Source organism: Paludibaculum fermentans, assembly GCF_051172195.1.
Taxonomy (GTDB): domain Bacteria; phylum Acidobacteriota; class Terriglobia; order Bryobacterales; family Bryobacteraceae; genus Paludibaculum; species Paludibaculum fermentans_A.
In genome coordinates this window covers 113,509-134,083 of the sequence record NZ_JBPJAQ010000001.1, presented here as the reverse complement: position 1 = coordinate 134,083, position 20,575 = coordinate 113,509, and the positions used below count along the sequence as shown (strand labels likewise).

Sequence of the window (20,575 nt, the reverse complement as noted above, 5' to 3'; positions counted from 1 at the left end):
ACTTGAGCATGTTGCTGGCTGAGGATTGAACTCTCCCGCTGATTTGGCCCTGGCCGATCGCCTGCCGTCGCTCCTTTGACTGGGGCGATCACCGCATACCACCACTAATCAGTTGTTTACCGGCTGTGAGGTGAACAGATAGCCGGTTTTCGCAGCGAGAGCAGCGCCGCTTTCTGGCCAGGTCAGAATGCCCAATCTGAGCCTTCTCAGGCTATCCGCTGATACGCCGGTTCCTCGCTTCAATCCCCACTGGAAACTGGAGTTTCGTGTCTGTTTACGTGAACCGATCACAAATAAGTTCTGTTCACAAACTTGAAATCTTCAATATGTACTGATATGCTCCACCTACACTTTCGCCTCGTGGCGATACATCACTCTCTGGGGTGCCTCAATGAAGAGGATCTTCTACGTTGTCTGTTTTGTGCTCGTTTTGGGCCTACCCATGCTTGCGCAGACTCTGGGTGAAATCACCGGCCAGGTCCGCGACACAACCTCGGCGCCCGTGCCCGAAGTTGTGGTCACCATTGTGAATCTGGCCACAAACGCTACCCGTTCTTCCGTAACGAACGACGCGGGTATCTACAGCTTCCCTTCGCTCCCACCGGGCTCATATAACCTCAAGGCCGAAAAGCCCGGGTTCAAGGCAGCCGCTTCCACCAACATCGAAGTCCAGGTCCAGCAAACGGTCCGATTGGACCTCGATCTCGCTGTCGGCTCAGTCTCGGAAACCATCGAGGTCACGGCGCAAGCCAGCGCCCTGACGACGGAGAACTCCACCCTGGGCACGGTTGTCGAGAACAAACGCATCGTGGAGCTGCCTTTGAACGGCAGAAACTACCTCCAGTTGGTTTCCCTCTCGCCGAATACTTCCACGGGATTCCCTTCCGCAGGCCAGGCTCGCTCTCGGCAGGGCGGGTTCCGATCAGAACAGTCCATCGCCGTCGCCGGGCAGCGCAGTTCGTTCAACCACTACTCCCTCGACGGCGTGGAAAATACGGATCCGAACTTCAACACATTCGTGATCCAGCCGTCCATCGACGCCCTACAGGAGTTCAAAGTCCAGACCGGTGTCTACCCGGCTGAGTTCGGCCGCGCCACTGCGCAGATCAACGTGCTCACGAAGTCCGGTGGGAATCAGTTCCATGGCACGGTCTTCGAGTTCCTGCGCAACGAGAAACTGGACGCCAAGAACTACGCTTTCCGCAGCGCCCGCCCGCCCAAGGACCCCTTCAAGTGGAACCAGTATGGCGGCACTCTCTCGGGGCCGGTAATGATCCCGAAACTGCTGAATGGGAAAGACCGGCTGTTCTTCATGGGCAACTATGAAGCGTTCCGCCAGCGCCGCTCCACTCAGTCCCTATACAGCCTGCCCAGCGCCGCCATGCGCGGTGGTGATTTCAGCGAGATCGCGGGCGGCATCTACGACCCCAAGACCCGGACCGTAGGCGCCGACGGATCCATCACATCCACTCCGTTCGCAGGGGGCATCATCCCAGCCAACCGGATCGAAGGGATCTCCAAGAAGCTGCTTGAGTTTTACCCGGCGCCCAACCTGGCCACCTCCACCCCGCGAGTAAACAACTTCCAACAGGCCCAGGGCGCCCCCATCAATCGCGACCAGTTCATCCTGCGCATGGATTGGGTGGAATCGCCGAAATCCCAATGGGCCGGCCGCTACAGCTGGGGTGACGAAGCCCAGCTCAACGCCGGGCTCAAATTGAACGGATCCCAGGTGCTGACCAATGTCGAGCAGTACATGGGTTCGAACACCCGCACGCTCACGCCGAACATTGTGAACGAAACCCGCTTCGGCTACACCCGGTTCTACAACTCCACCGCCCGGGAGCTGGCCAACGTCCGCAATGTCGTGGACGAACTCGCCATTCCCGGACTCAAGGGCGGGGCGCCCATTACCTACGGCATTCCGGCCATCGGACTCACCAACTACTCCGGTTTTGGCGACGACTCCGAAGGACCCTATGAGAACAAGAACCGCTCCATGCAGTTCCTGAACAACACGTCATGGATCCACGGCCACCACACTCTCCGCTTCGGTGGCGAGGTACGAAACGAACAGTTCAACCAGGATGGCAACCAGTTCGCCCGCGGCTCGTTCGGCTTTGAAGTGAACGCTTCCCGCCGTGGACCCACCGGAACGAATCTGGGCGGCGACGCCTTCGCCGACTTCCTGCTGGGCGAGGTTAGGCGCGCGGAGCAGGCCGTCGCCATCGGCAGTGCCCGTTTCCGCGCCACCAGTTTCTCGTTCTTCGTGGACGACACCTGGAAGATCGCGTCCAACCTGACCCTGTCGCTCGGGTTGCGCTACGAGAACACGCCGGCCTGGACCGATGACAGCGGCCGTCTATTCACCGTGTACATGCCGTTCATGGATTCCACTCCGGCGATCCAGGACCGTAGCCGCTACCCCATCTTCCTGCGCCAGGGCATCGGCAAGGATCCGTACGAAGGAATCGCCATCCGCTGGCCCGGCATCGATGTGGCGCAGGACGGCCGCCTGGGTAACACCCTGGTCCGCCGCGACCTGAACGACTTTGCCCCGCGCATCGGCATCAGTTGGAGTCCGACCTCCAAGTGGGTCGTCCGTACCGGCGCCGGCATGTTCTATACGCAGGACACCGGCAATCCCCGCTTCGATCTGGCCCGCAATACCGCCGGCCGCTTCCGCAAGGAATCGGTCAGCGACCGGCCCGACAGCCAGTGGGCGAACTCGTTCTCCTCCATCGTAGGCGCCTTCCCGCAGATCGCGAATCCCTACTCATTCGCCAACCTGTATGAGCGCCGCACACCCTATTCCATGCAGTATCTCTTCAACGTGCAGCGCGAATTCACGTCGAACTTCGTCATCGAAGCCGGCTACCTCGGCTCAGTCAGCCGCAAGCTGGAATCACTGCGCGCGGTCAACGAAGCCTTGCCTGGAACCACAGGCAGCGTCGTCCAGCGCTCTCCCTATCCCTTCTTTGGGCGCATCCAACTGGTTGACAACGGCGGCCGCGGCAACTACAACTCGTTGGGCGTCAAGGTCACCAAGCGCTACTCCCGCGGCCTCTCCACGCTCATGTCCTACACCTGGTCGAAGTCCATTGACGAGACCTCGGGCATCCGCGTGAACGACGGCGACACGCTCTTCCCCCAGAACAGCTACTGCATGCGCTGCGAGCGCGGTCTTTCCGCATTCGACACGCGCCATCGCTTTGTCACCTCGCTGCTCTATGACCTGCCTGTCGGCAAGGGCAAGGGCTGGAACGTATCGAATGGGTTCGCCGATGCGATTATCGGCGGCTGGCAGGTGGGCACCATCGTGACCGCCTCCACCGGCTTCCCACTCACCGTCACCTCCGGCCGCGATCAGTCGAATACCGGCGCCGGCTTCGACCGCCCCATGTATAACTCGGGCACCGACCCGAACCTGAGCAATCGCGATCCGCAGCGCTGGTACAACCCCGCGGCCTTTGTGCTGCAACCGTTCGGCACTTTCGGCAATGTGGGCCGCAATACGCTCATCAGCCCCTCAATCCTCGGTGTCGACTTCTCGGCGCTGAAGAACTTCCGCATCCCCAAGACGGAAAATCACACTCTGCAATTCCGTTTTGAGGCATTCAACCTGCCGAATCATCCCAACTGGGGCAATCCGGACACCAATGCCGGACAGATCCAGCGCGACTCCTCCGGCAATATCACGAATGCCGGCAGCTACGGTGTGATCGGCGGTACCCGCACCAACATGCGGAATCTGCAGTTCGCCTTGAAGTACATCTTCTAACTCGACGGCCCTGTTCGCCGCTGGCTCCGTCCGATTCCCCCTGCTTCGGACGGAGCCTCTTCTTTTGTACAGGCCTGATAATGAAAGCAGGCGGACCTTTTGCGCGTCGTTCTGATCTCCACCTACGAACTGGGCCGGCAGCCGTTCGGACTGGCGTCCCCGGCCGCCTGGCTGCGCGCCCGCGGGCACGATGTCACCTGCGCCGACCTGGCCGTCGGACTCCTTCCGGTGAAGGCTGTCCGTGAGGCGGACTGTGTCGCCTTCCACCTGCCCATGCACACGGCTACGCGCATGGCCCTGCCGGTGCTCGAGCGCGTTCGCGACGTAAACCCCTCGGTTCGTTTGGTAGCCTATGGCCTCTATGCGCCGCTCAATGCGGAGTACTTGCGGCAGTTGGGGGTCCATGAAATCATCGGCGGCGAATTCGAGACCGCGTTGGCCGAGGCCGTGGAGGGACGCCCGGCGGGTGCATTGATTCAACTGGAGCGCCAGGCGTTCGCTGTACCCGATCGTTCGACCCTGCCCAAGCTCGAGCGCTACGCCCACCTCCACGTGAACGGCGAGCGCCGCGTCGTTGGTTACACCGAAGCCTCCCGCGGCTGCAAACACCTCTGCCGGCACTGTCCCGTTGTCCCGGTCTACAACGGTGTCTTTCGCGTCGTTCCGGGAGACATTGTCCTGGAGGATATACGCCGCCAGGTCAGCGCCGGAGCGCAACACATCACCTTCGGAGATCCCGACTTCTTCAATGGCCCCACCCACGCCATGCGCCTCGTGGAGCAACTGCACCAGGAATGGCCGGAGGTCACCTACGATGCCACCATCAAGGTCGAGCACCTGCTCAAGCACCGCGACCTGCTGCCCGCCCTGGGCCGCACCGGTTGCCTGTTGATCACGACCGCCGTGGAGTCAACCGAGGATCTGGTGCTGGAGAAGCTCGACAAGGGCCATACCCGTGCCGATTTCCTGGCCGCCCTGGTTCTGGTCCGCGAAGCCGGGCTGCACCTGAATCCGACCTTCGTGCCTTTCACTCCATGGACGACACCGGAGGGCTTCCGCGATCTGCTTCGGGTTCTGCTGGAAACCGGCCTGGCGCGCTCTGTCACACCCATCCAGCTCGCCCTACGGCTGCTGATCCCGGCGCATTCTCTGATTTTGGACTTGCCGGACGTCCAGCCGCTGCTGGACGGCTTCGATCCGGCCGGGCTCCTTCACCGCTGGCATCACCCGGATCCGAGTGTGGACCAACTGGCCCGCCGCATCTTCGAACTGGTGGCGTCCCGTCAGAAGGCGGCCGATCCGCCGCACGAGATCTTCCGCCAGATCTGGCAACTGGCCCACGGTGCTGCGCCGCCGGAAAACTTCGACCTCATCCCACGCGCCGCCGTGCCTTATCTGGACGAGCCCTGGTACTGTTGAGCGGAACCCACCGAAGAGCAGGTTGCTCTTCTCTAATTCCTACTTCTGCTTGTCGGCGCAGGAGGCGTCCCGGCACGGCCGCTGTGTTGGCATGGCCAGCGGGTCGTATATGAAAACAGCGGATGGCGTGTTGCAGGCAGCAGGCCCACTTTGGTAGAAGACCGCAGCGGACGGTATGCCGATGATCGCCGAGAAATCCCCGCTCCGTATCCCCGCAAGCAGGTTCGCGTTCTGAGCCGCCGTGTACACCGGAGCCAGCTTCATCGCCTCTTCCAGCGCCGTCATCTTCAACTTCTGCGCATCCGTGAGCAATGCTGTGTTGTTCTTGCGCAGGTCGTCTCCAGCCTGCTTGATGTCGCGGCAAATCAGCTCGATCTCCATGTACCGCACGCCTAGCGCGCTGGGATCGATAGGGTCCTTGGCCGTCTCCGTAGAGATTTCGTTCTGCACCTCGTAGATCCGGGAATTCTTCCGGGATACCAGCTCTGAGTAGGCATTGTTATTCCGCACGAGCTGATCGGCCTGGCGGCTCGTCAACGCGAGATAGGTGATCAAGGAGTCCGGAATGCCCACTGACCAAGACTGCGCCTGCAGCGGCGCCAGTGCGAGAAATAAACAGAAAAGGCCCTTCATGGCTCTACAATAACGCACCCATTTTTCACCAGCTAGAATTAATGTTGGTGAAGATCCTCATCGTTGCTTCCAAGCTCGGCTACCAGACCCGGAGCTTCACGGAAGTCGCTCGCCGGCTTGGCCTGGAACCCATCCTGGCCACCGATCGCTGCGGCTCGCTCGAGGATCCCTGGGGCGACCAGGCCTTCCCGCTGAAGTTCCACCAGCCCGCCGAGTCCGCCGAACGGCTGGCCCGCGAGATCTCTGGCATCGCAGGCATTGTGGCCGTCGGCGACCTGCCGGCCGTGGCCGCCGCACACATAGCGGCGCGTCTCTGCCTGCCCTTTCACTCGACCGCCGCCGTGGAGGCAGCCGGCAACAAATACCTCGCCCGCGAGCGGTTTGCCGCCGCCGGCCTGCCGGTGCCCACCTTCTTCCGAGTCCCCCTGGCGACTGATCCGGCCGAAGCCGGTCTGCGCGCCCCCTGGCCTTGCGTCCTCAAGCCGCTCGGCCTATCCGGCAGCCGCGGCGTAATCCGGGCCAATAATCCGGATGAATTTGTCACGGCGTTTGAAAGAATCCGCACTTTGCTGAATGCACCGGAGTTGCTGCGCCACCGCCATCCGGCCCTCGGCTTCATTCAGGTGGAGGAGTACATCCCGGGACGTGAATTCGCCCTCGAAGGACTCATGATCCGCGGCAAGCTCCAAACGCTCGCCATCTTCGACAAGCCCGATCCACTGGAGGGCCCGTTCTTCGAAGAGACCCTTTACGTCACCCCTTCCCGCGAACCCCTGGAAGCCCAGGCGGCCATGAGCCAGGCGATTCAGGGCGCCGCCACCGCATTGGGACTGTCCGACGGTCCCATCCACTCGGAACTGCGTTGGAACGACCGCGGAGCCTGGGTGCTGGAAGTCGCGGCCCGGCCCATCGGCGGCCTCTGCTCACGCGTGCTCACGTTCAATGGAGGTACCCCATTGGAGGAGGTGATCCTGCGCCACGCGCTCGGGCATCCGCTGGGGAAACTCACCCTCGACGGACCTGCCTCGGGCGTCATGATGATCCCGATTCCGCGCAATGGTCTCTATGAAGGCTGTTCGGGAGTGGAAGCGGCGCTGGGAGTGGGCGGAATCGACGGGGTGGAAATTACAGCCCAGCCTGGACAGCGGTTTCAGCAATTGCCGGAGGGCAGCAGCTATCTGGGCTTCCTCTTTGCGAGGGGGCCGGCTCCGGCGGAGGTCGAAGCCTCGCTCCGCCGGGCCCATGGCTGCCTGCAATTCCAATTCGCCACGGCCCTGCCGGTGATGGCAAAGCCACAGCGTTCAGCTCTTTGATTTTTGAGGGGTGAAATCCGGCGGCAGCTGCGCGCCATCGCCAAAGAAGTACTGCTCCATCTGCACCAACAGGAAATCCTGCGCTTCCTTGGTGCCCAGATTCAGGCGGTACTCGTTCATGAGCATCTTCATGTGCTCCACCCACATGCGCCAGGCTTCTTTCGAGACGTTCTCGTAGATCCGTTGGCCCAGGGGATGCCCGTCAAACGGAGCTTCATCCAGACCGACCATCTGTTTCCCGAATTTCACGCACATCACGGTGCGCTTACCCGTCAAATCTTCTTCTCTCGGTGGCATCGAACCGCCGCATCCCATATCGAAAGTCTCCTGTGATCCCAGGATACCCCAGCAAGGCTGCCCCGGCACCCTGCTCTTCGCCCCGCTACCGGCGGACCACCGGAGCCGGCGGTGGCGTGAAGCCCCACAGTTTCCACCATGCGCCTGGACCCAGGTTCATCCCATCCCACAGCTGTTGCAGCGCGGCGGGCTCCAGCTTCAATAGAGCGTCACGGGTCACCCCCGGTGGCAGCGGAGCAAGGACGATCAACCGGTCCACCGTCATCGCCCTTTCTTCCTCGGTCCCGCGGGTGAGAAGGTGCCACAACGTCAGGATGTCCCGGCGCCGCGCCAACGGCAGCAGCGTTTTCCGGGCCGCCAGCCGTTCCGCCGGTTGGGCCGCGAAATCCACCTGCTCCAGCGCGCGAATCAGGCCGGGCCCGGCATCGAGATAGTAGGGCGTCCCGGGCCCCAGGCCCTTGCGCGTCCGGCATGCGGCACCGACCGGGATGAATGACTGCCGTCCGCGATCCTCGAAGCTCACCCAGCCCATCGTCACTTCCAGATGCCCGTTGCCGTCGTGGTCGACTTTGAGCGTATAGGCGCAGCCCAGATCCACTGCCTTCGCCGACGGCGTGACGACCTGGAACAGCCGTGGCGGCGCCAGGATGCTCGCCCGGATCTCGCCATGCTCCAGCGAGACCAGTTGCTGGTTGGGGGACGCGGACATCAGCCGGATGAGTGAGTTCTTCCCGATGGTCAGGTCGCCGATGTTACCCACGCGCAACTGCACCTGGCCTGACGCCGTCTCCAGTTGCTCCCCAGTCCGCAGCACCCGCGTCAAGCGGGAACCCCAGTTCAGCCGGACCTCCCCGTCCGTACTGGCAATGGCCCATCCCGGGGATTGTTGATAGAGATAGGCGGCCGTGGCTGCGGCCACCGTGAGAAGCACGCCGGCGGCGATCGCATACCGGCGCCAGGGCGTGACACACGCCGGGACACGCGGCTCCAGGCGCGCTTCCAGCTCAGCCCGCCTGGGCTCGTAGCGCAGGGGCCGCAGCGCCTGCTGCATCCGCTCGAGTTCGTCGTCGTGCCAGTCGCTCATGACTGTCTCTCCGCGCCCGATCCTGGTTCACCGGATCCCGGCGCCAGCTTTTCGCGCAGCATCTTCATGCCCCGCGACAGATTCACCCGTACCGACTCATGAGTCAGTCCCGTCAGCACCGAAATCTCGGGCCCGGTCATCCCTTCCACCAGACGCATCAACAGGGTCTCGCGATACGCCTCAGGCAAGCTCCGCACGGTGGCGAGAATATACTGGCCGTCTTCACCCGGACGCCCACGGCCCTCCAGAGTCAGAGGCAGTTCCTCCTCCTCGTGGCTCCGCCGGTAATGATCCATGGCTTTGTTTCGGGCGATACGCGCCAGCCAGCCTGGAAAGGCGGCCGGCTCCCGCAGGGAAGGAAGGGCCCGCCAAGCCTGCAGGAAGACCTCGTGGACCAGATCGTCGGTCTCCTGGCGATGGACGCGGGCCAACAGCACGGCATGCACCATGCGGCCATACCGTTCATAAAGCGAACCAAAGGCCGCACGATCGCCGCGCTGCGCAGCTTCGACCAGCCCTTGCGTCTCCTCCGCCATTTTCTACAGAGTAGACGCAGCGAACAAGGGATGTGTGAACTTATACTCCGCGGACGAGCAGTGCGCCCCAGTTGAAACCGGCGCCGAAGGCCGCGAAGACTACGGGCAAGCCGGGCTCGAAGTCATTGTCCTGGCTCCATTCACATGCGGCAATCAGCATGGAGGCCGACGACGTATTGCCATACTTGCGGATGTTGGAGAAGAACTTGGCACTGGGTACGCCCAGCGTGCTGGCCACTCTGTCGATGAGATTCTGGTTGGCCTGGTGCATCAGGAATGCCAGGACCTCGGGCGGCTGAATCTTGTACCGGTCCAGCAGCGACCGGATCGCAGCCGGAATCTTGCGCGAAGCCTGCAGGATGACGCTGCGCCCGTTCATTTTGATAGGCATGCCGTTTTCCAGCGTCAGGTCTTCTGAGTAGCTGCCGTCGGTGCCCAAAACGGAGTCCACAATTTCAGCGCGGCCCTTCTCTGCCGTAATCAGGCAGGCGCCAGCGCCGTCGCCGAAAAGTACCGCTACGCCGCGCTCCTGCGGCTCGCGCGCGACAATCCGCGACATCTTCTCCGCGCCAATCACGAGAATCGGGCCAATCTGGGAGGTTAGCCGCGCCGCCATCGACAGGCCGAATAGGGAACCTGCGCTGGCCATTGGCAGGTCGACGGCCGGCACCCCGGCCGCGCCCATCTTCTGCGCCGCGACACAAGCCGGGCCGGGGAACGAGCGTTCCGACGATCCACTGGCCACCATCACCATGCCCAGGTCACCTGGAGCCACGCCGGCGCGTTCCAGGCAGTCCCGGCCCGCCCGCGCCGCCAGGTCGGCCACGGTGTCTGCATCCACGGCGAACCGCCGCTCTTCAATCCCTGAGACGTTGACCACCCAGGTGGAGTCAGCGCCCACCCAGCTGCCAGCCTCCTGGCTGGTTACCACCCGCTCGGGCAGCCAGCTTCCGAATTCCTTGATAAATGCCATTGCCCGAGTCAATTCCTAGAGTCGAGATATTCTTCGATCCGCTCGATAGAGTCAAACTTGCGAGGGTTCAAATCCGCATCGGGGATCTGAATGGAGAACTCCTGTTCCAGGGCGCTCACCAGGTCCGGCAATGCGAACGAGTCGAGCAATCCGGAATCGAACAGCGAGTCGCCAGGCGCCGGTAAGGTGTCCTGCTTCGTCACTGTCTTCAGGATTTCAATGAGTTTTGATCGACGGTCCATTTTCGTTAGCTCCTAATACCTGGCGTCGCACGGTTTGAAAGACTCCGTACTGGCCCATGATGAGCTCGAATAAAGAATCCCCCACCAGGCGGTATCCTGGCGAGGTCAGGTGTACGAAATCGCCCTGTGCCAGACCGGCCTGGACCCATTGTTTCATGGATCCCTTGCCGCCCATGGCCGTTCTCAAATTCCAAAATGCGCAGCCGTTGGCCAGTGCGGCGTCGCGTTGCGCTATTAAGATCTTATCAACCGCTTCGTACGGCACAACACGCCGGCGCGAATAGATTGCCTGATCCGGGGCGCCAATGATCAGGATGCTCGTCGTCGGGGACGCCGCTCGAATCGCTTTCACTACCTGCCCCAGCGCCTGCGCATACGACTCGCTCGTCCAGTCAGGCCGCCGCGCTTCGTTGGTTCCGTAAGCCAGGACGACCAGTGCCGGATTCCGCCGTTCAATCTCTTTCCTCAACACCTGCTGGTCCCATAACAGCAACAGATCGGCCTGCGCGCCATTGATGCCCAACGGCTCCCACGTGATGCCGCCGCGCTTTTCCAGCACCCAGCCGTGCACACGCACCGGCGCGTTGTTCACCGTCCTCAACACCAGGTGGTGTGCGCCCGCCGCCAATTCCTTGCGGTAAAATCCGGGCCCGACTGTACCATCGGTCGAAACCGTGTCCAACACCACATCGTTGTCTTCCAACGTGAACGAGCCGCCGCCGGGCTGCTGTAGATAATAGAACTCCAGCGTCTGCCCTTCCGCTTCCAGCGAGATGGTTTCGTTCGCTCGCGTGGTAGCCAGGCTCACCCCGGCGATCCCATACAAACCATCGCCTTCCCGGGCCAGCAGGCCTTCCGGCTTCCAGTTGCGCGACATCGTCGCCCTGGCATCAAACCGGCGGAACCCGGCAAACGGCCGGCCCGCCTGCACGAACCCGGGCCCGCCATCTCCGAACTTCTGCTGGAACCGAACCCGCAATTCGCCGGCCCAATCGTCCGAAGCAGTGTGGGAATCTCCGAAGTGCAGCACCCTCAACGGTTCGCCAGCGGGTTGCTGCTGTTGGCGGAACAACAACTCATAGAACGGGACCATGGCCGCGGCATTCTGGATGCCCAGTTCCATCGCTTCGGACATGTGGGTTTGGACGGATTCGGTCGCTTCCGCCTTCTGCTCGGCCGTGGCCGGAGGCGGCTTGGGAACCGCGCGGCGCCTGGCGGCGCTCTTTTTCGTGGGCGTCTTGGCTTTCTTTTTCGCGCTGGCCGTCGGCGCCGGTGCCACAGCCGTCAGTGCGGGTACGAACACCAGCACCGCCGCGAAGATAAGTTCCCAAGTCCTCATTTATGGTTTCGAACCCAACGTTTGCTTTGGCACTGCCGCCAGATTCTGCCGCAGTTGCTTCAGCTTGTAACTGTTGTAGCCGTCCACAAGTGCCTGATACAGCAGGGTTCCTACGATGCGCGCCCCCGAGGGCAGGGGATGAATGAAATCCGCACTCACCAGTCTCGGTTCCGCCATATACCACTTTCCCATAGTCCCGGGTCCGCCCATGGCCTGGAAAGTATTGAAGAAGGCACAGCCGTTCTCGGCCGCCAGCCTGGCCTGGACTGAGACGAGTTGCGGCAGCGTCGGCATCGTGCCAATCGTGCCGCCCTGTTCCCGCGCACCACGATCCATTGGACTCATCATCAAAATCGACGCCTCGGGTACTGCCGTCTTCACCCGGCGCAGAATCTCTTTCACATCTTTGGGATACGTGGTGTCGACATAGTTCCTGTAGCCGCTCTCGTTGGTGCCGTAATTGATCACCACCAGATTCGGCTTCGCCATCCGCAATTCCTCGATCCAATGCTGGCCGTTCACATGCGAGGCCAGCACGCCCGCCCAGGTGCCGTTCAGGCCGATGCTGTCGTACATGACTCCCGGAGCGTCCTTGCGGAACGTGACGCCGAACAGTCGCGCCGTCCCTCGCGTCACTTTGATCTGGAATTTCTGCGCCTCTGCCGGAATCGGCCAGGTCTGTTCCACCGCCGCCGCGTCCGGAGACGAGGTGTCCAGCGTCGCAATGTGCACATCATCGGCGTCGATGGAGACTTCGCCGCCATCCGGCTGCGCGAAATAGGAAAGCGACAGCTTCGTGTGGCCGGAGTTGCGCAGCGTGATCTTGCTTTCGGCCCCCACACCGCCGGTGAAACTCACTCCGCCCAGGCCGTACCGGCCGTCCCTCTGCCCGTGCAGCGTCGCCGGATCCATCTTCCAGCCCGATGCGCTGACGTCCAACCCGCGATGCGCATACCAGGCCCAGGGCTTCGCAATCAGGTAGGTGCCGTGTCCGGCGTCGCCAAAGCGGGTTTGCAGGAAATTCCGGACATCGGCCGTGATCAGGTCGGCTGTGGTGGGCGAATCGCCGTAATGCAGGATCCGCGTCACTGCGTTGCCCTGCTTGCGCTCCGTCTTCAGCAATGCAGCGTAGAAGTTGTCCATCGCTCCGTTCGGGTCGTGGATTTTTGAGTCATCTGCCTTGACCGGTACAGTATCCGGGCGCAGCCGCTCCATCTCTTCCTGTATCGGCGCCGCTGCCCGCGACCTTGGCTGAAAGTCCAGAACCGCCGGTGCCGCACTCCACTCATAGATCCGCCAGTTGTACCACTGCGGAATGTATTGAGGCAGCGTAATACCCAGCGCGAACGTCGCGATGACGAGGAACGGTTTCAATGGCCAGGGCGACTTCATCATGACTCTCAGAATTTCGTGTACAGGAACGGCGCGGCGCCTGTCACCGCAATGTATTCAATGGCCAGCACCAGCAGAACCAAGGCGGTTGCCTGGGCGTAGAACGGCGCCCTGATGAATGTCTTTGTGGACAGGTCGTACACTTTGCGTGGCAGGTAGTGCATGGTCACCGCGATCAGCAGGACCACCGCGATCGGCATCGAAATGTTGGCCAGGCTGGCAGTCAACGACGCGATGCGCCCCAGCACTTCCCAGGCGTTGCTCAACGTCGTGGCCCGGAAGAATACCCAGGCAAAGACAACGAAATGGGCGGTTGCCAACTGCGAAGCAATCCTGATCCAGGGATTTGTCGAGGGCTTCGGGTTGCCGCGCCAGGTCCGGAACCCGTGGTGTACAGCCAGGGCGCCGCCGTGCAAAGCGCCCCAAATGATGTAGTTCCAGCTTGCCCCGTGCCACAGTCCGCCCAGCAGCATGGTCAGGAACAGGTTGGTGTACGTGAAGATCTTCCACTTCGACCGCAGTCCGGGGAGGGAAAAGTACAGATAGTCACGCAGCCAGTTGGACAGCGAAATGTGCCAGCGCCGCCAGAATTCGCTGATGTTCAACGCCTGGTATGGCCGGTTGAAGTTCTCGGGCAGCTTCAGGCCCAGCAACTGGGCGCTGCCGATGGCCAGGTCTGAATAGCCGGAGAAGTCGTAGTAGAGCTGCAGACCGTAGGCGTACACCCCGATCAGCACTTCGACGCCTGTGTATAGATTCGGGGTGTCAAACACCCGGTTGACCAGATTCTCAGCCAGGTAATCGGCGATGAGAAACTTCTTCATCAACCCTAAAGCAATGCGGAACAAGGCCTTGCCGCTATCGTCGATGGAGAGCTGCTTGTCTTTCTTCTCCAGTTGCGGAGCCAGGGACAGCACTCGCGTGATGGGCCCGCTCAACGTCGTTGGGAAGAAGCTGACGGCCGTCATGTGCGTCAGCAGGCTCTTCACGGGTTTGCCGTCTTTTCTGTACAGGTCGATCGTGTACGTCAGCGACTGGAAACAGTAGAACGAGATCCCCAACGGGAAGGTCCAGTGCCATTCGGCCGGTTTCACGTGCCTGAAGTCGGCCCAGGAGGATAGGAAGAACGGCATGTACTTGAACGTCGCCAGGATGCCCAAGTTCATGAGAACGCTGGTGGATACCAGCAACTGCCGGAGTCGTTTATCGCTCCAGGCCCCCAGCCCCCGGCCGATCAGGTAGTCGATCAGGGAGGCGCCTGGAATGAGCACGAGGTAGAACAGATCCCACTTCGCGTAGAAGTAGTAGTTCGCGAACAGCAATACCGAGAGACCGGCCAGGCGCCAGCGCTGGAGCGGCCAGTAGAGCAGAAAGTTGCCCGTCAGGAATAAGTAATAAACAGAACTGGAGAGGAGCATGCAGGCGCACGCGGAACGAAAAGTCCATTATACTTGCCGCGCGCGGGTCCGCCCTCAGGGTTTGTACGATTTATTGAAGCCGTTGCGCGGATTCGTGACCGTGAAACTACCGCCTTTGGTAGCGGATACCTCCAGCCCAACACCCTGGCACTTCTCCTCCGGATTCGCGATCCGGTCCTCCGCCACGTTGTGGTCCTTGCCGCCGGCCACGGCGTAGTGAATCTGCCACAGATCCTGCAAACCCGGCGAAGCCGAAATGGTAGTCCACGCGGCAGGTGAACCGCCTTTCTTGGCGCCGTTGTTCATGATCGCCACCCGCGGGCGCAGACCGTGCACCATCGAAGCTGAGTTCGACTGGTCCAGGCCATGGTGCGTCGTGAGGAACAGGTCGATTGGTCCAATCAGGTGTTCAGGGCAGGCCGCGTCCAACTCCTTATTCCAGGTGAGATCGCCCAGATCGACGAAGCGGAATTTCCCGAAGCTGATCAGCACGCCGATCGACCGGGCATTCTCAGATGGGTCATCCGCCCGGCGCTGCTCGGTCGCGCACACCGCGTTCTTCTGGCCCCCACCTTTCAGGGCCTTGGGGATCCTCTCCCCGTTGGCCGTAACCACTTCCACACGCAGGTCTTTCATCGGCAGTACATCGCCCGGCTTGACCGATAACTGCTTGGAGCCCGCCGCGATTACCTTCTGGTAGCCGGCATTGAGTGCTTCGGCGCCGCGGCCCGTCTCAATGTTGGCGCCGTGGTCGACTACGGTGCCTACCGGAAACTTCGCAGCCAGATCCGGGACCCCACCCACGTGATCCAGGTGGTAGTGGGTGACCAGCAGGTAGTCGATCTTCTTCAGGCCCGCTTTCTTCGCCGCCGCGATGATGCGGTCGGCGTCACGGCCGTTATTCCCAGGCCAGCCCGCATCCACCAGCAGCGACTCGCCGGAAGGCGTCACCAACAGGGTCGCCTGTCCGCCCTCGGTGTCGATGAATGAGATTTCCAGGTTCTTGCGGTTCGCCGCCGGCAGCGACAAAGCTCCAGCCATGAGGAAGACAAGCGTCCAGCGCATGGCGTGATCCTATCATAGGGAACAGAAGGTGTTGAACCGTCGTAGTAAACTACGGGGAAGTCAGCAATGCCTTTTTGCACTCAATGCGGCACGGTAGTCCAACCGGCCGATATCTTCTGCGGTTCCTGCGGAGCCCGGCAGGCGCAGGCCGCCGGAACATCCGACTCCACGGCGCGCCCTTTCACCGCCCCTCCGCCCCCGCCCAACCCGGCCAACGACTTCCTGAAGACCATGACCGCCCGGAACGCCTCCCTGATGTGCTACATCCCGGTGGCCGGCTGGATTGTGTCGATCATCATTCTCGCCTCCGACCGCTTCCGGGCTGAACGGGAGGTCCGCTTCCACGCCTTCCAGGGACTGTATCTCTTTGTCCTGTGGTTATTTGTCGACTGGGTGTTCGGTCCGTTCTCGGACTCCATCGAAGCCCCGCACTACATCGCCAAGGCCTTGAAGGCCGTCGTCTTCGGCGCCTGGATCTTTATGATGATAAAGACCAATCAGGGTGATAACTTCCGTCTCCCGATCCTTGGCGAACTGGCCGACCGCAGCGTTTCCGAACAGAAATAACCCCGCCATGGAGCAGCAGGCCTGCCCTGGGGCCTAAAGCGCGCCTCGCCCTTCCGTCGATAGCTGGAAATGCGAGAACACGCACGGGGGATCGCCCCCGGTACCAGTTCGGAGCCGCCCCTCGGGTCCTTTTGATGCCATCCGGTACACTCCGCGCTTTGCCGCGCCTGCTGGCCTTCCTGTTCCTGGCGCTGCTGGTGTGCCCGCTCCGCTATTTCTCCCTCGCCCACGACAACGTACTCGACACCTCGTGGGTCTACGCCATGAATCTGGCCGCCGTCCACGGCCTGCGCTTCGGTGTCGACATGATTTGGACCACCGGGCCGCTCGCTTACCTGTTCCAGCCGTTCGACATGGGCCAAAACCTCATCCACGGGCTCGCCGCGCAGGCGCTGGTGTGGCTGGTTCTGCTGTCGGTATTGGTGGACCTCTGCTACTTCGCGGACGTTTCCATTCGGAACCTCGTCGCATTCGCGGCTTGCACCGCGCTGGCCGCTCCGTTGTTCCACTTCAATTTCGTAGGCGTCGAGAACCTGCTGCTGCTGGCGATCCTGCTCCAGGCCGCCCTGCTCCTGCTCAGGCCTTTCCTGTGGCGCCGCTTCGCTTTGATCGTCTGTTTGACGCCGCCCATTGTCCTGATCAAGGGTACCGGGGCGGCGATCGCCGTAGGCATTCTTGGCGGGATGCTCGCCGCCTTGGCCCTTCGCCGCGACTGGCGACGGGCCATCACCGCGGCCGCACTCGCGACCCTGTTGCTTCCCACCCTGACCCTGCTCGCCTTCCGGCTCACCACCGGCAGTTGGTCGATTGGCCCCTATCTCCAGGGGCTGGTGGATGTTTCGTCGGAGTACAGCATCCTGCTGGCCTCCGATGGTCTCTGGGACGAGAAGATGCGCGCCGCGGCTGTGTTTGCCTGCCTCGCCGGCATCTTCCTGATGACCTATCTAGGCCGACAAAAGCAATGGATTCTAGCACTTCCATTCGCCCTGCCGCTACTGGTTTCGGTGAAGCACGGGTTCGTCCGCCAGGACGCTCACGTCATCAACTTCTTCTGCATGGCCTTGCTGCTACTCGGCCTGCTGCTGCTCTTCACGGAATCGTGGCGGTTCAACCGGAACCTGCCCATCCTGCTCATGCTCCTGGTTGTGATCTCGTTCCAATCTGTCCAGTGGCGTCTGGGTTGGTCCTACCTCGAGGATGTCTCGGGCTGGAGCAATTTACGGACCCTCGCCGGTGTACTGGACCTGCCACGCACCCGCCAGGAACTGGCGCACGAGCAACCGCCCCGCTATATCCGCGACTTCCCATTCGACCCCCCGTTGCTCCAGGCGATCGGCCGCCACACCGTCACCATCGTCAGTCCCGTGTTGATCCAGGCCGCCTGGTACAACCTGGAGTTCCGCCCCATGCCCGTTCCGCAGGGCTATCAATGTTCACGTAAGCTCGACGAGTTCAACGCCGCGTGGCTGTCCAGCCAGGGCACGGAGAAGGTCCTGCTGGAGTGGTTTGGTGTCGATGGCCGCCACCCCCTGGGCGAGAACCCGGCGACCTTGCTCGCCCTGTACCAATGGTATGAGCCCGAACTGCTGGAATCGCGGCACCTGCTGCTGCGCCGCCGGACCGCGGCCCGCACCGTGAAACTGGAACCACTGAGCGCCGCATCGCTCGAGCTCGCATCAGGCGTCCCCATTCCCGCGGCCTCCCGGCCCGTCTTTGTCCGTGCTGAGCTGGAACTCACCACCATGGGCAAACTGGCTAAGCTGCTCTACCACGTGCCCGAGGTGCGGATGGCCGTCACGCCTGCCGCTGCCCCCGAAGCCGACTACCGTGTCATCCCCGAATCGCTCGCTACGCCCCTTCTGATCAGCAACTTACCCACGAACTTAGCCGCCGCGGCCAAGCTCTTCGACGGCCAGCCCGCGGAGATTCCCCAACTGACCCGGTTCACCCTCACAGGGCCCGGACTTGCCTACTACCGCCCTTCCGCCCATGTGCAGTTCCTTACCTTGAAGCCTGCGGACGATTGAAACTACACTTGGAAGTCCAGTCAGCGCCGGCACCCCACGCCCTGCTCGATTTGGTATATTTATACATAGCGATGCATAATTAACCATCGCCGAGGCCAGGACAGACTCATGACCACGAATGTCGGTATTGTCGGTTTCCGCGGCTACAGCGGAATGGAGTTGGAACGGATTCTCACGGCGCACACAGGTGTGACCCCGTGGCTGCTGGAGCACCGCGCCGATTCGACGCAGGATCCCCAGCCGATCGGCCACTCGGGACCGCAGCGCATTCCGTGCACCGCCGAAGCCGCTCGCGAGGCCGGCCTTCAAATTGTCTTTCTCGCCACGCCGCCTGAAGTTTCCATGGAATTGGCCGCGGCCTTTTTGCCGGCCGGCATCCGTGTTGTGGACCTCAGCGGCGCCTTCCGTCTGGTCACCCCCGAGAACTATAAGCATTGGTATAAGTCGGACCACACGCAGCCGGAACTTCTGCGGGAAGCAGTTTATGGGCTGCCCGAGTTCAACCGTGCGGCGGTGCCCCAGGCCCGCCTGCTGTCGAACCCCGGTTGCTATCCGACGGCCGCCAATCTCGCCCTGCGCCCGCTGGTCCAGGCCCGTGTAGTCGACACGGCCCGCGGCATCGTCTGCGACGCGAAGAGTGGAGTCAGTGGTGCCGGCCGCAAAGCCAGCCTCAAGACGTCCTTCTCCGAAGTGACTGAGAACTTCTCGGCCTATTCCCTGCTCGACCACCGGCACGTACCCGAGGTCCTGATGAACTCCGGACTCCAGGATGAGGATTTCAGCTTCACTGCCCAGCTGATCCCGATCCATCGCGGCATCCTGGAGACGATCTACTTCCGCGCAAAGGGCGTGACCACGTCCGCCGAACTGCTCGATATTTACCTGAATGCCTACCGGAATGAGCCCTTTGTGCGGCTCTACCCGGCTGGGGCAGTGCCCGATCTGCGCGGGGTCAACCGCACGAACTTCTGCGACATCGGCGTGAAGCTGGATTCGAAGACCGGCCGCGCCGTGGTGGTGTCCTGCATCGATAATCTCGGCAAGGGCGCAGCTGGCCAAGCCATTCAAAACATGAACCTGATGCTCGGGTTCCAGGAAACCGAAGGTTTGCTATGAGAGTCCTCGTCAAGCTGGGCGGTACCTTGCTCGACAGTCCGGATTCGCGCGCCGGCCTGGCGGCCCAGATCGCGGCCCTGCCCTCCACCGGTGTGGAATTGGTCGTCGTTCATGGCGGCGGAAAGCAGATGACCCGGTTTCTGAAGGAACGAGGCGTCGAAAGCCGCTTTGTGAATGGACTGCGCGTGACTTCTCCGGACGTCATCGACGCCGTCCTGAAGGTCTTTGCCGGCAGCGTCAATAAAGAACTGGTGTCGTCGCTCATTGCCGCCGGAGCTCCCGCTGTCGGTTTGAGCGGCATCGACGGAGCCTTGGCCGAAGCGCGCCAGCTCAACCCGGAACTGGGTGCGGTGGGCGAGATTTTCCAAACGAACCCAGCGGTGCTCAACGCCTTGGTGGAGCATGGATTTATCCCCGTCGTCGCCTGTGTGGCGGGCGACCGCGCGGGGGCCATTTACAACGTGAACGCAGACCAGATGGCCGTCGCCTGCGCTGCCGGCTACCAGGCGGCCCGGTTGCTATTCCTGACCGATGTCGACGGCGTGAGGGTGGCCGATGGCACCACCGTGCCCGTCCTGGATGTGCCCGGTTGCCAGGAATTAATCGCCCAGGGCGTGGCCACCGGCGGCATGCAGGCCAAACTGAACTCCGCCTGCGCCGCGCTGGCCCAGGGTGTCGGTGAAGTTATCATCGCGCCGGGTTCGGCGCCGCGGGTGATTGAGCGGCTGTTGAACGGGGAAGTGCTCGGAACGCGGATCGTGAAGGAGGCTCAACAATGACTCTCCGTAAAGCCAGAATGGTGGATATTCCCGCCATATTGAAGCTCATTAATGACTACGCCCGGCAAGGCATTATGCTGCCGCGTAACGAATTCGAACTCTCGGAAGGCATCCGCGATTTCACGGTTCTCTACGAGGGCGAGGGCCTGCTGGGCTGCGCCGCGCTCCATTTCTACGGCCCCACCATGGCCGAGGTCCGTTCGCTTGCCGTCTCGCCCGAATCCAAGGGCACCGGTGCCGGCCGCGCGTTGATGGATGCGCTCGAGAACGAAGCCCGCGAATATGATCTGGACGCTTTATTTGCATTCACTTACGTCCCACGCTTCTTCGACAAGATGGGCTACCACGAAGTGGATCGCGGAGACCTCCCGCTGAAGGCCTGGAAGGACTGCCTGCGCTGTCCCAAGTTCCAGGCATGCGACGAAATCGCCGTCTTCAAGGGACTCAAGCCGGAAACGACACTCCCTTCCATCAGCCGTTCGGTGGTCGACGAGACGCTGATTCAGATTCCGGTTTTTCGGCACAACTGATTCTTTTATCCCAATATTCGGTGGAGAGATTCTCCACTGGCCGCGCACTACTCCTGTGAAGATC

General features: G+C 61.9%; 18 protein-coding genes. 8 read left to right on the top strand and 10 right to left on the bottom strand.

Annotated features, from left to right (window positions below):
• Positions 1-391 precede the first annotated feature (391 nt).
• Positions 392-3,781 (top strand): carboxypeptidase regulatory-like domain-containing protein, encoded by a 3,390-nt coding sequence (locus ACR9Y2_RS00535; protein ID WP_435039065.1) that lies wholly within the window; start codon positions 392-394, stop codon positions 3,779-3,781.
• A 99-nt stretch (positions 3,782-3,880) separates the two neighbouring features.
• On the top strand, positions 3,881-5,200 hold the full coding sequence (locus ACR9Y2_RS00530) for a CUAEP/CCAEP-tail radical SAM (seleno)protein (RefSeq protein ID WP_435039064.1): 1,320 nt from the start codon (positions 3,881-3,883) through the stop codon (positions 5,198-5,200).
• Between the two features lie 39 nt (positions 5,201-5,239).
• Here the strand turns inward: ACR9Y2_RS00530 and ACR9Y2_RS00525 are convergent, their stop codons facing one another.
• Entirely contained in the window at positions 5,240-5,833 is a 594-nt protein-coding gene (locus ACR9Y2_RS00525) for a hypothetical protein (RefSeq protein ID WP_435039063.1), read from the bottom strand.
• A 47-nt stretch (positions 5,834-5,880) separates the two neighbouring features.
• Between ACR9Y2_RS00525 and ACR9Y2_RS00520 the strand changes: the two genes are divergently transcribed.
• A complete protein-coding gene (locus ACR9Y2_RS00520) occupies positions 5,881-7,146 on the top strand; it encodes an ATP-grasp domain-containing protein (protein WP_435039062.1) in 1,266 nt (421 codons plus the stop codon).
• Here ACR9Y2_RS00520 and ACR9Y2_RS00515 read toward each other — a convergent pair.
• The 9 genes from ACR9Y2_RS00515 to ACR9Y2_RS00475 all read right to left on the bottom strand — a co-directional run bounded on the left by ACR9Y2_RS00515 (position 7,135) and on the right by ACR9Y2_RS00475 (position 15,492).
• A complete protein-coding gene (locus ACR9Y2_RS00515; RefSeq protein ID WP_435039061.1) occupies positions 7,135-7,443 on the bottom strand; it encodes an oxidative damage protection protein in 309 nt (102 codons plus the stop codon). The genes ACR9Y2_RS00520 and ACR9Y2_RS00515 overlap by 12 nt on opposite strands.
• Before the next feature lie 85 nt (positions 7,444-7,528).
• Entirely contained in the window at positions 7,529-8,527 is a 999-nt protein-coding gene (locus ACR9Y2_RS00510; RefSeq protein ID WP_435039060.1) for a FecR domain-containing protein, read from the bottom strand.
• Complete coding sequence (locus ACR9Y2_RS00505) at positions 8,524-9,063, bottom strand: RNA polymerase sigma factor (RefSeq protein WP_435039059.1); 540 nt, start codon at positions 9,061-9,063, stop codon at positions 8,524-8,526. Before ACR9Y2_RS00505 ends, ACR9Y2_RS00510 begins: the two co-directional genes overlap by 4 nt.
• Positions 9,064-9,103: 40 nt before the next feature.
• Complete coding sequence (locus ACR9Y2_RS00500; protein WP_435039058.1) at positions 9,104-10,036, bottom strand: 3-oxoacyl-ACP synthase III family protein; 933 nt, start codon at positions 10,034-10,036, stop codon at positions 9,104-9,106.
• Between the two features lie 8 nt (positions 10,037-10,044).
• On the bottom strand, positions 10,045-10,278 hold the full coding sequence (locus tag ACR9Y2_RS00495) for an acyl carrier protein (protein WP_435039057.1): 234 nt from the start codon (positions 10,276-10,278) through the stop codon (positions 10,045-10,047).
• Positions 10,253-11,617 (bottom strand): GDSL-type esterase/lipase family protein, encoded by a 1,365-nt coding sequence (locus tag ACR9Y2_RS00490; protein ID WP_435039056.1) that lies wholly within the window; start codon positions 11,615-11,617, stop codon positions 10,253-10,255. The genes ACR9Y2_RS00495 and ACR9Y2_RS00490 overlap by 26 nt, the downstream gene beginning before the upstream one ends.
• Positions 11,618-13,012, bottom strand: coding sequence for a GDSL-type esterase/lipase family protein (locus ACR9Y2_RS00485; protein ID WP_435039055.1), 1,395 nt, complete (start codon positions 13,010-13,012; stop codon positions 11,618-11,620).
• Between the two features lie 5 nt (positions 13,013-13,017).
• On the bottom strand, positions 13,018-14,427 hold the full coding sequence (locus tag ACR9Y2_RS00480; RefSeq protein ID WP_435039054.1) for an MBOAT family O-acyltransferase: 1,410 nt from the start codon (positions 14,425-14,427) through the stop codon (positions 13,018-13,020).
• Between the two features lie 54 nt (positions 14,428-14,481).
• On the bottom strand, positions 14,482-15,492 hold the full coding sequence (locus ACR9Y2_RS00475) for a ComEC/Rec2 family competence protein (protein WP_435039053.1): 1,011 nt from the start codon (positions 15,490-15,492) through the stop codon (positions 14,482-14,484).
• A gap of 66 nt (positions 15,493-15,558) precedes the next feature.
• Here ACR9Y2_RS00475 and ACR9Y2_RS00470 point away from each other — a divergent pair, with 66 nt between their 5' ends.
• The 5 genes from ACR9Y2_RS00470 (at position 15,559) to ACR9Y2_RS00450 (ending at position 20,511) form a co-directional block, all read left to right on the top strand.
• Positions 15,559-16,059: a hypothetical protein gene (locus ACR9Y2_RS00470; protein ID WP_435039052.1), complete on the top strand. Its 501-nt coding sequence runs from the start codon at positions 15,559-15,561 to the stop codon at positions 16,057-16,059.
• Between the two features lie 134 nt (positions 16,060-16,193).
• Positions 16,194-18,086, top strand: a complete 1,893-nt coding sequence (locus tag ACR9Y2_RS00465) for a hypothetical protein (RefSeq protein ID WP_435039051.1) — start codon at positions 16,194-16,196, stop codon at positions 18,084-18,086.
• Between the two features lie 108 nt (positions 18,087-18,194).
• A complete protein-coding gene (gene argC / locus ACR9Y2_RS00460; protein ID WP_435039050.1) occupies positions 18,195-19,202 on the top strand; it encodes an N-acetyl-gamma-glutamyl-phosphate reductase in 1,008 nt (335 codons plus the stop codon).
• Entirely contained in the window at positions 19,199-19,981 is a 783-nt protein-coding gene (argB, locus tag ACR9Y2_RS00455; RefSeq protein WP_435039049.1) for an acetylglutamate kinase, read from the top strand. The genes argC and argB overlap by 4 nt, the downstream gene beginning before the upstream one ends.
• The gene (locus ACR9Y2_RS00450; RefSeq protein ID WP_435039048.1) at positions 19,978-20,511 is read left to right on the top strand and encodes an N-acetyltransferase; all 534 of its coding nucleotides are present in this window, start codon (positions 19,978-19,980) and stop codon (positions 20,509-20,511) included. The genes argB and ACR9Y2_RS00450 overlap by 4 nt, the downstream gene beginning before the upstream one ends.
• Positions 20,512-20,575: the final 64 nt, after the last annotated feature.

Bases quoted from the DNA above. Each gene is read 5' to 3' on its own strand.
- ACR9Y2_RS00490 (WP_435039056.1), bottom strand. From the start codon at position 11,617: ATGAGGACTTGGGAACTTATCTTCGCGGCGGTGCTGGTGTTCGTACCC.
- ACR9Y2_RS00485 (WP_435039055.1), bottom strand. From the start codon at position 13,012: ATGATGAAGTCGCCCTGGCCATTGAAACCGTTCCTCGTCATCGCGACG.
- ACR9Y2_RS00470 (WP_435039052.1), top strand. From the start codon at position 15,559: ATGCCTTTTTGCACTCAATGCGGCACGGTAGTCCAACCGGCCGATATC.
- ACR9Y2_RS00525 (WP_435039063.1), bottom strand. From the start codon at position 5,833: ATGAAGGGCCTTTTCTGTTTATTTCTCGCACTGGCGCCGCTGCAGGCG.
- ACR9Y2_RS00495 (WP_435039057.1), bottom strand. From the start codon at position 10,278: ATGGACCGTCGATCAAAACTCATTGAAATCCTGAAGACAGTGACGAAG.
- ACR9Y2_RS00465 (WP_435039051.1), top strand. From the start codon at position 16,194: ATGCCATCCGGTACACTCCGCGCTTTGCCGCGCCTGCTGGCCTTCCTG.
- ACR9Y2_RS00515 (WP_435039061.1), bottom strand. From the start codon at position 7,443: ATGCCACCGAGAGAAGAAGATTTGACGGGTAAGCGCACCGTGATGTGC.
- argC (WP_435039050.1), top strand. From the start codon at position 18,195: ATGACCACGAATGTCGGTATTGTCGGTTTCCGCGGCTACAGCGGAATG.
- ACR9Y2_RS00535 (WP_435039065.1), top strand. From the start codon at position 392: ATGAAGAGGATCTTCTACGTTGTCTGTTTTGTGCTCGTTTTGGGCCTA.
- argB (WP_435039049.1), top strand. From the start codon at position 19,199: ATGAGAGTCCTCGTCAAGCTGGGCGGTACCTTGCTCGACAGTCCGGAT.
- ACR9Y2_RS00505 (WP_435039059.1), bottom strand. From the start codon at position 9,063: ATGGCGGAGGAGACGCAAGGGCTGGTCGAAGCTGCGCAGCGCGGCGAT.
- ACR9Y2_RS00475 (WP_435039053.1), bottom strand. From the start codon at position 15,492: ATGCGCTGGACGCTTGTCTTCCTCATGGCTGGAGCTTTGTCGCTGCCG.
- ACR9Y2_RS00480 (WP_435039054.1), bottom strand. From the start codon at position 14,427: ATGCTCCTCTCCAGTTCTGTTTATTACTTATTCCTGACGGGCAACTTT.
- ACR9Y2_RS00450 (WP_435039048.1), top strand. From the start codon at position 19,978: ATGACTCTCCGTAAAGCCAGAATGGTGGATATTCCCGCCATATTGAAG.
- ACR9Y2_RS00500 (WP_435039058.1), bottom strand. From the start codon at position 10,036: ATGGCATTTATCAAGGAATTCGGAAGCTGGCTGCCCGAGCGGGTGGTA.
- ACR9Y2_RS00510 (WP_435039060.1), bottom strand. From the start codon at position 8,527: ATGAGCGACTGGCACGACGACGAACTCGAGCGGATGCAGCAGGCGCTG.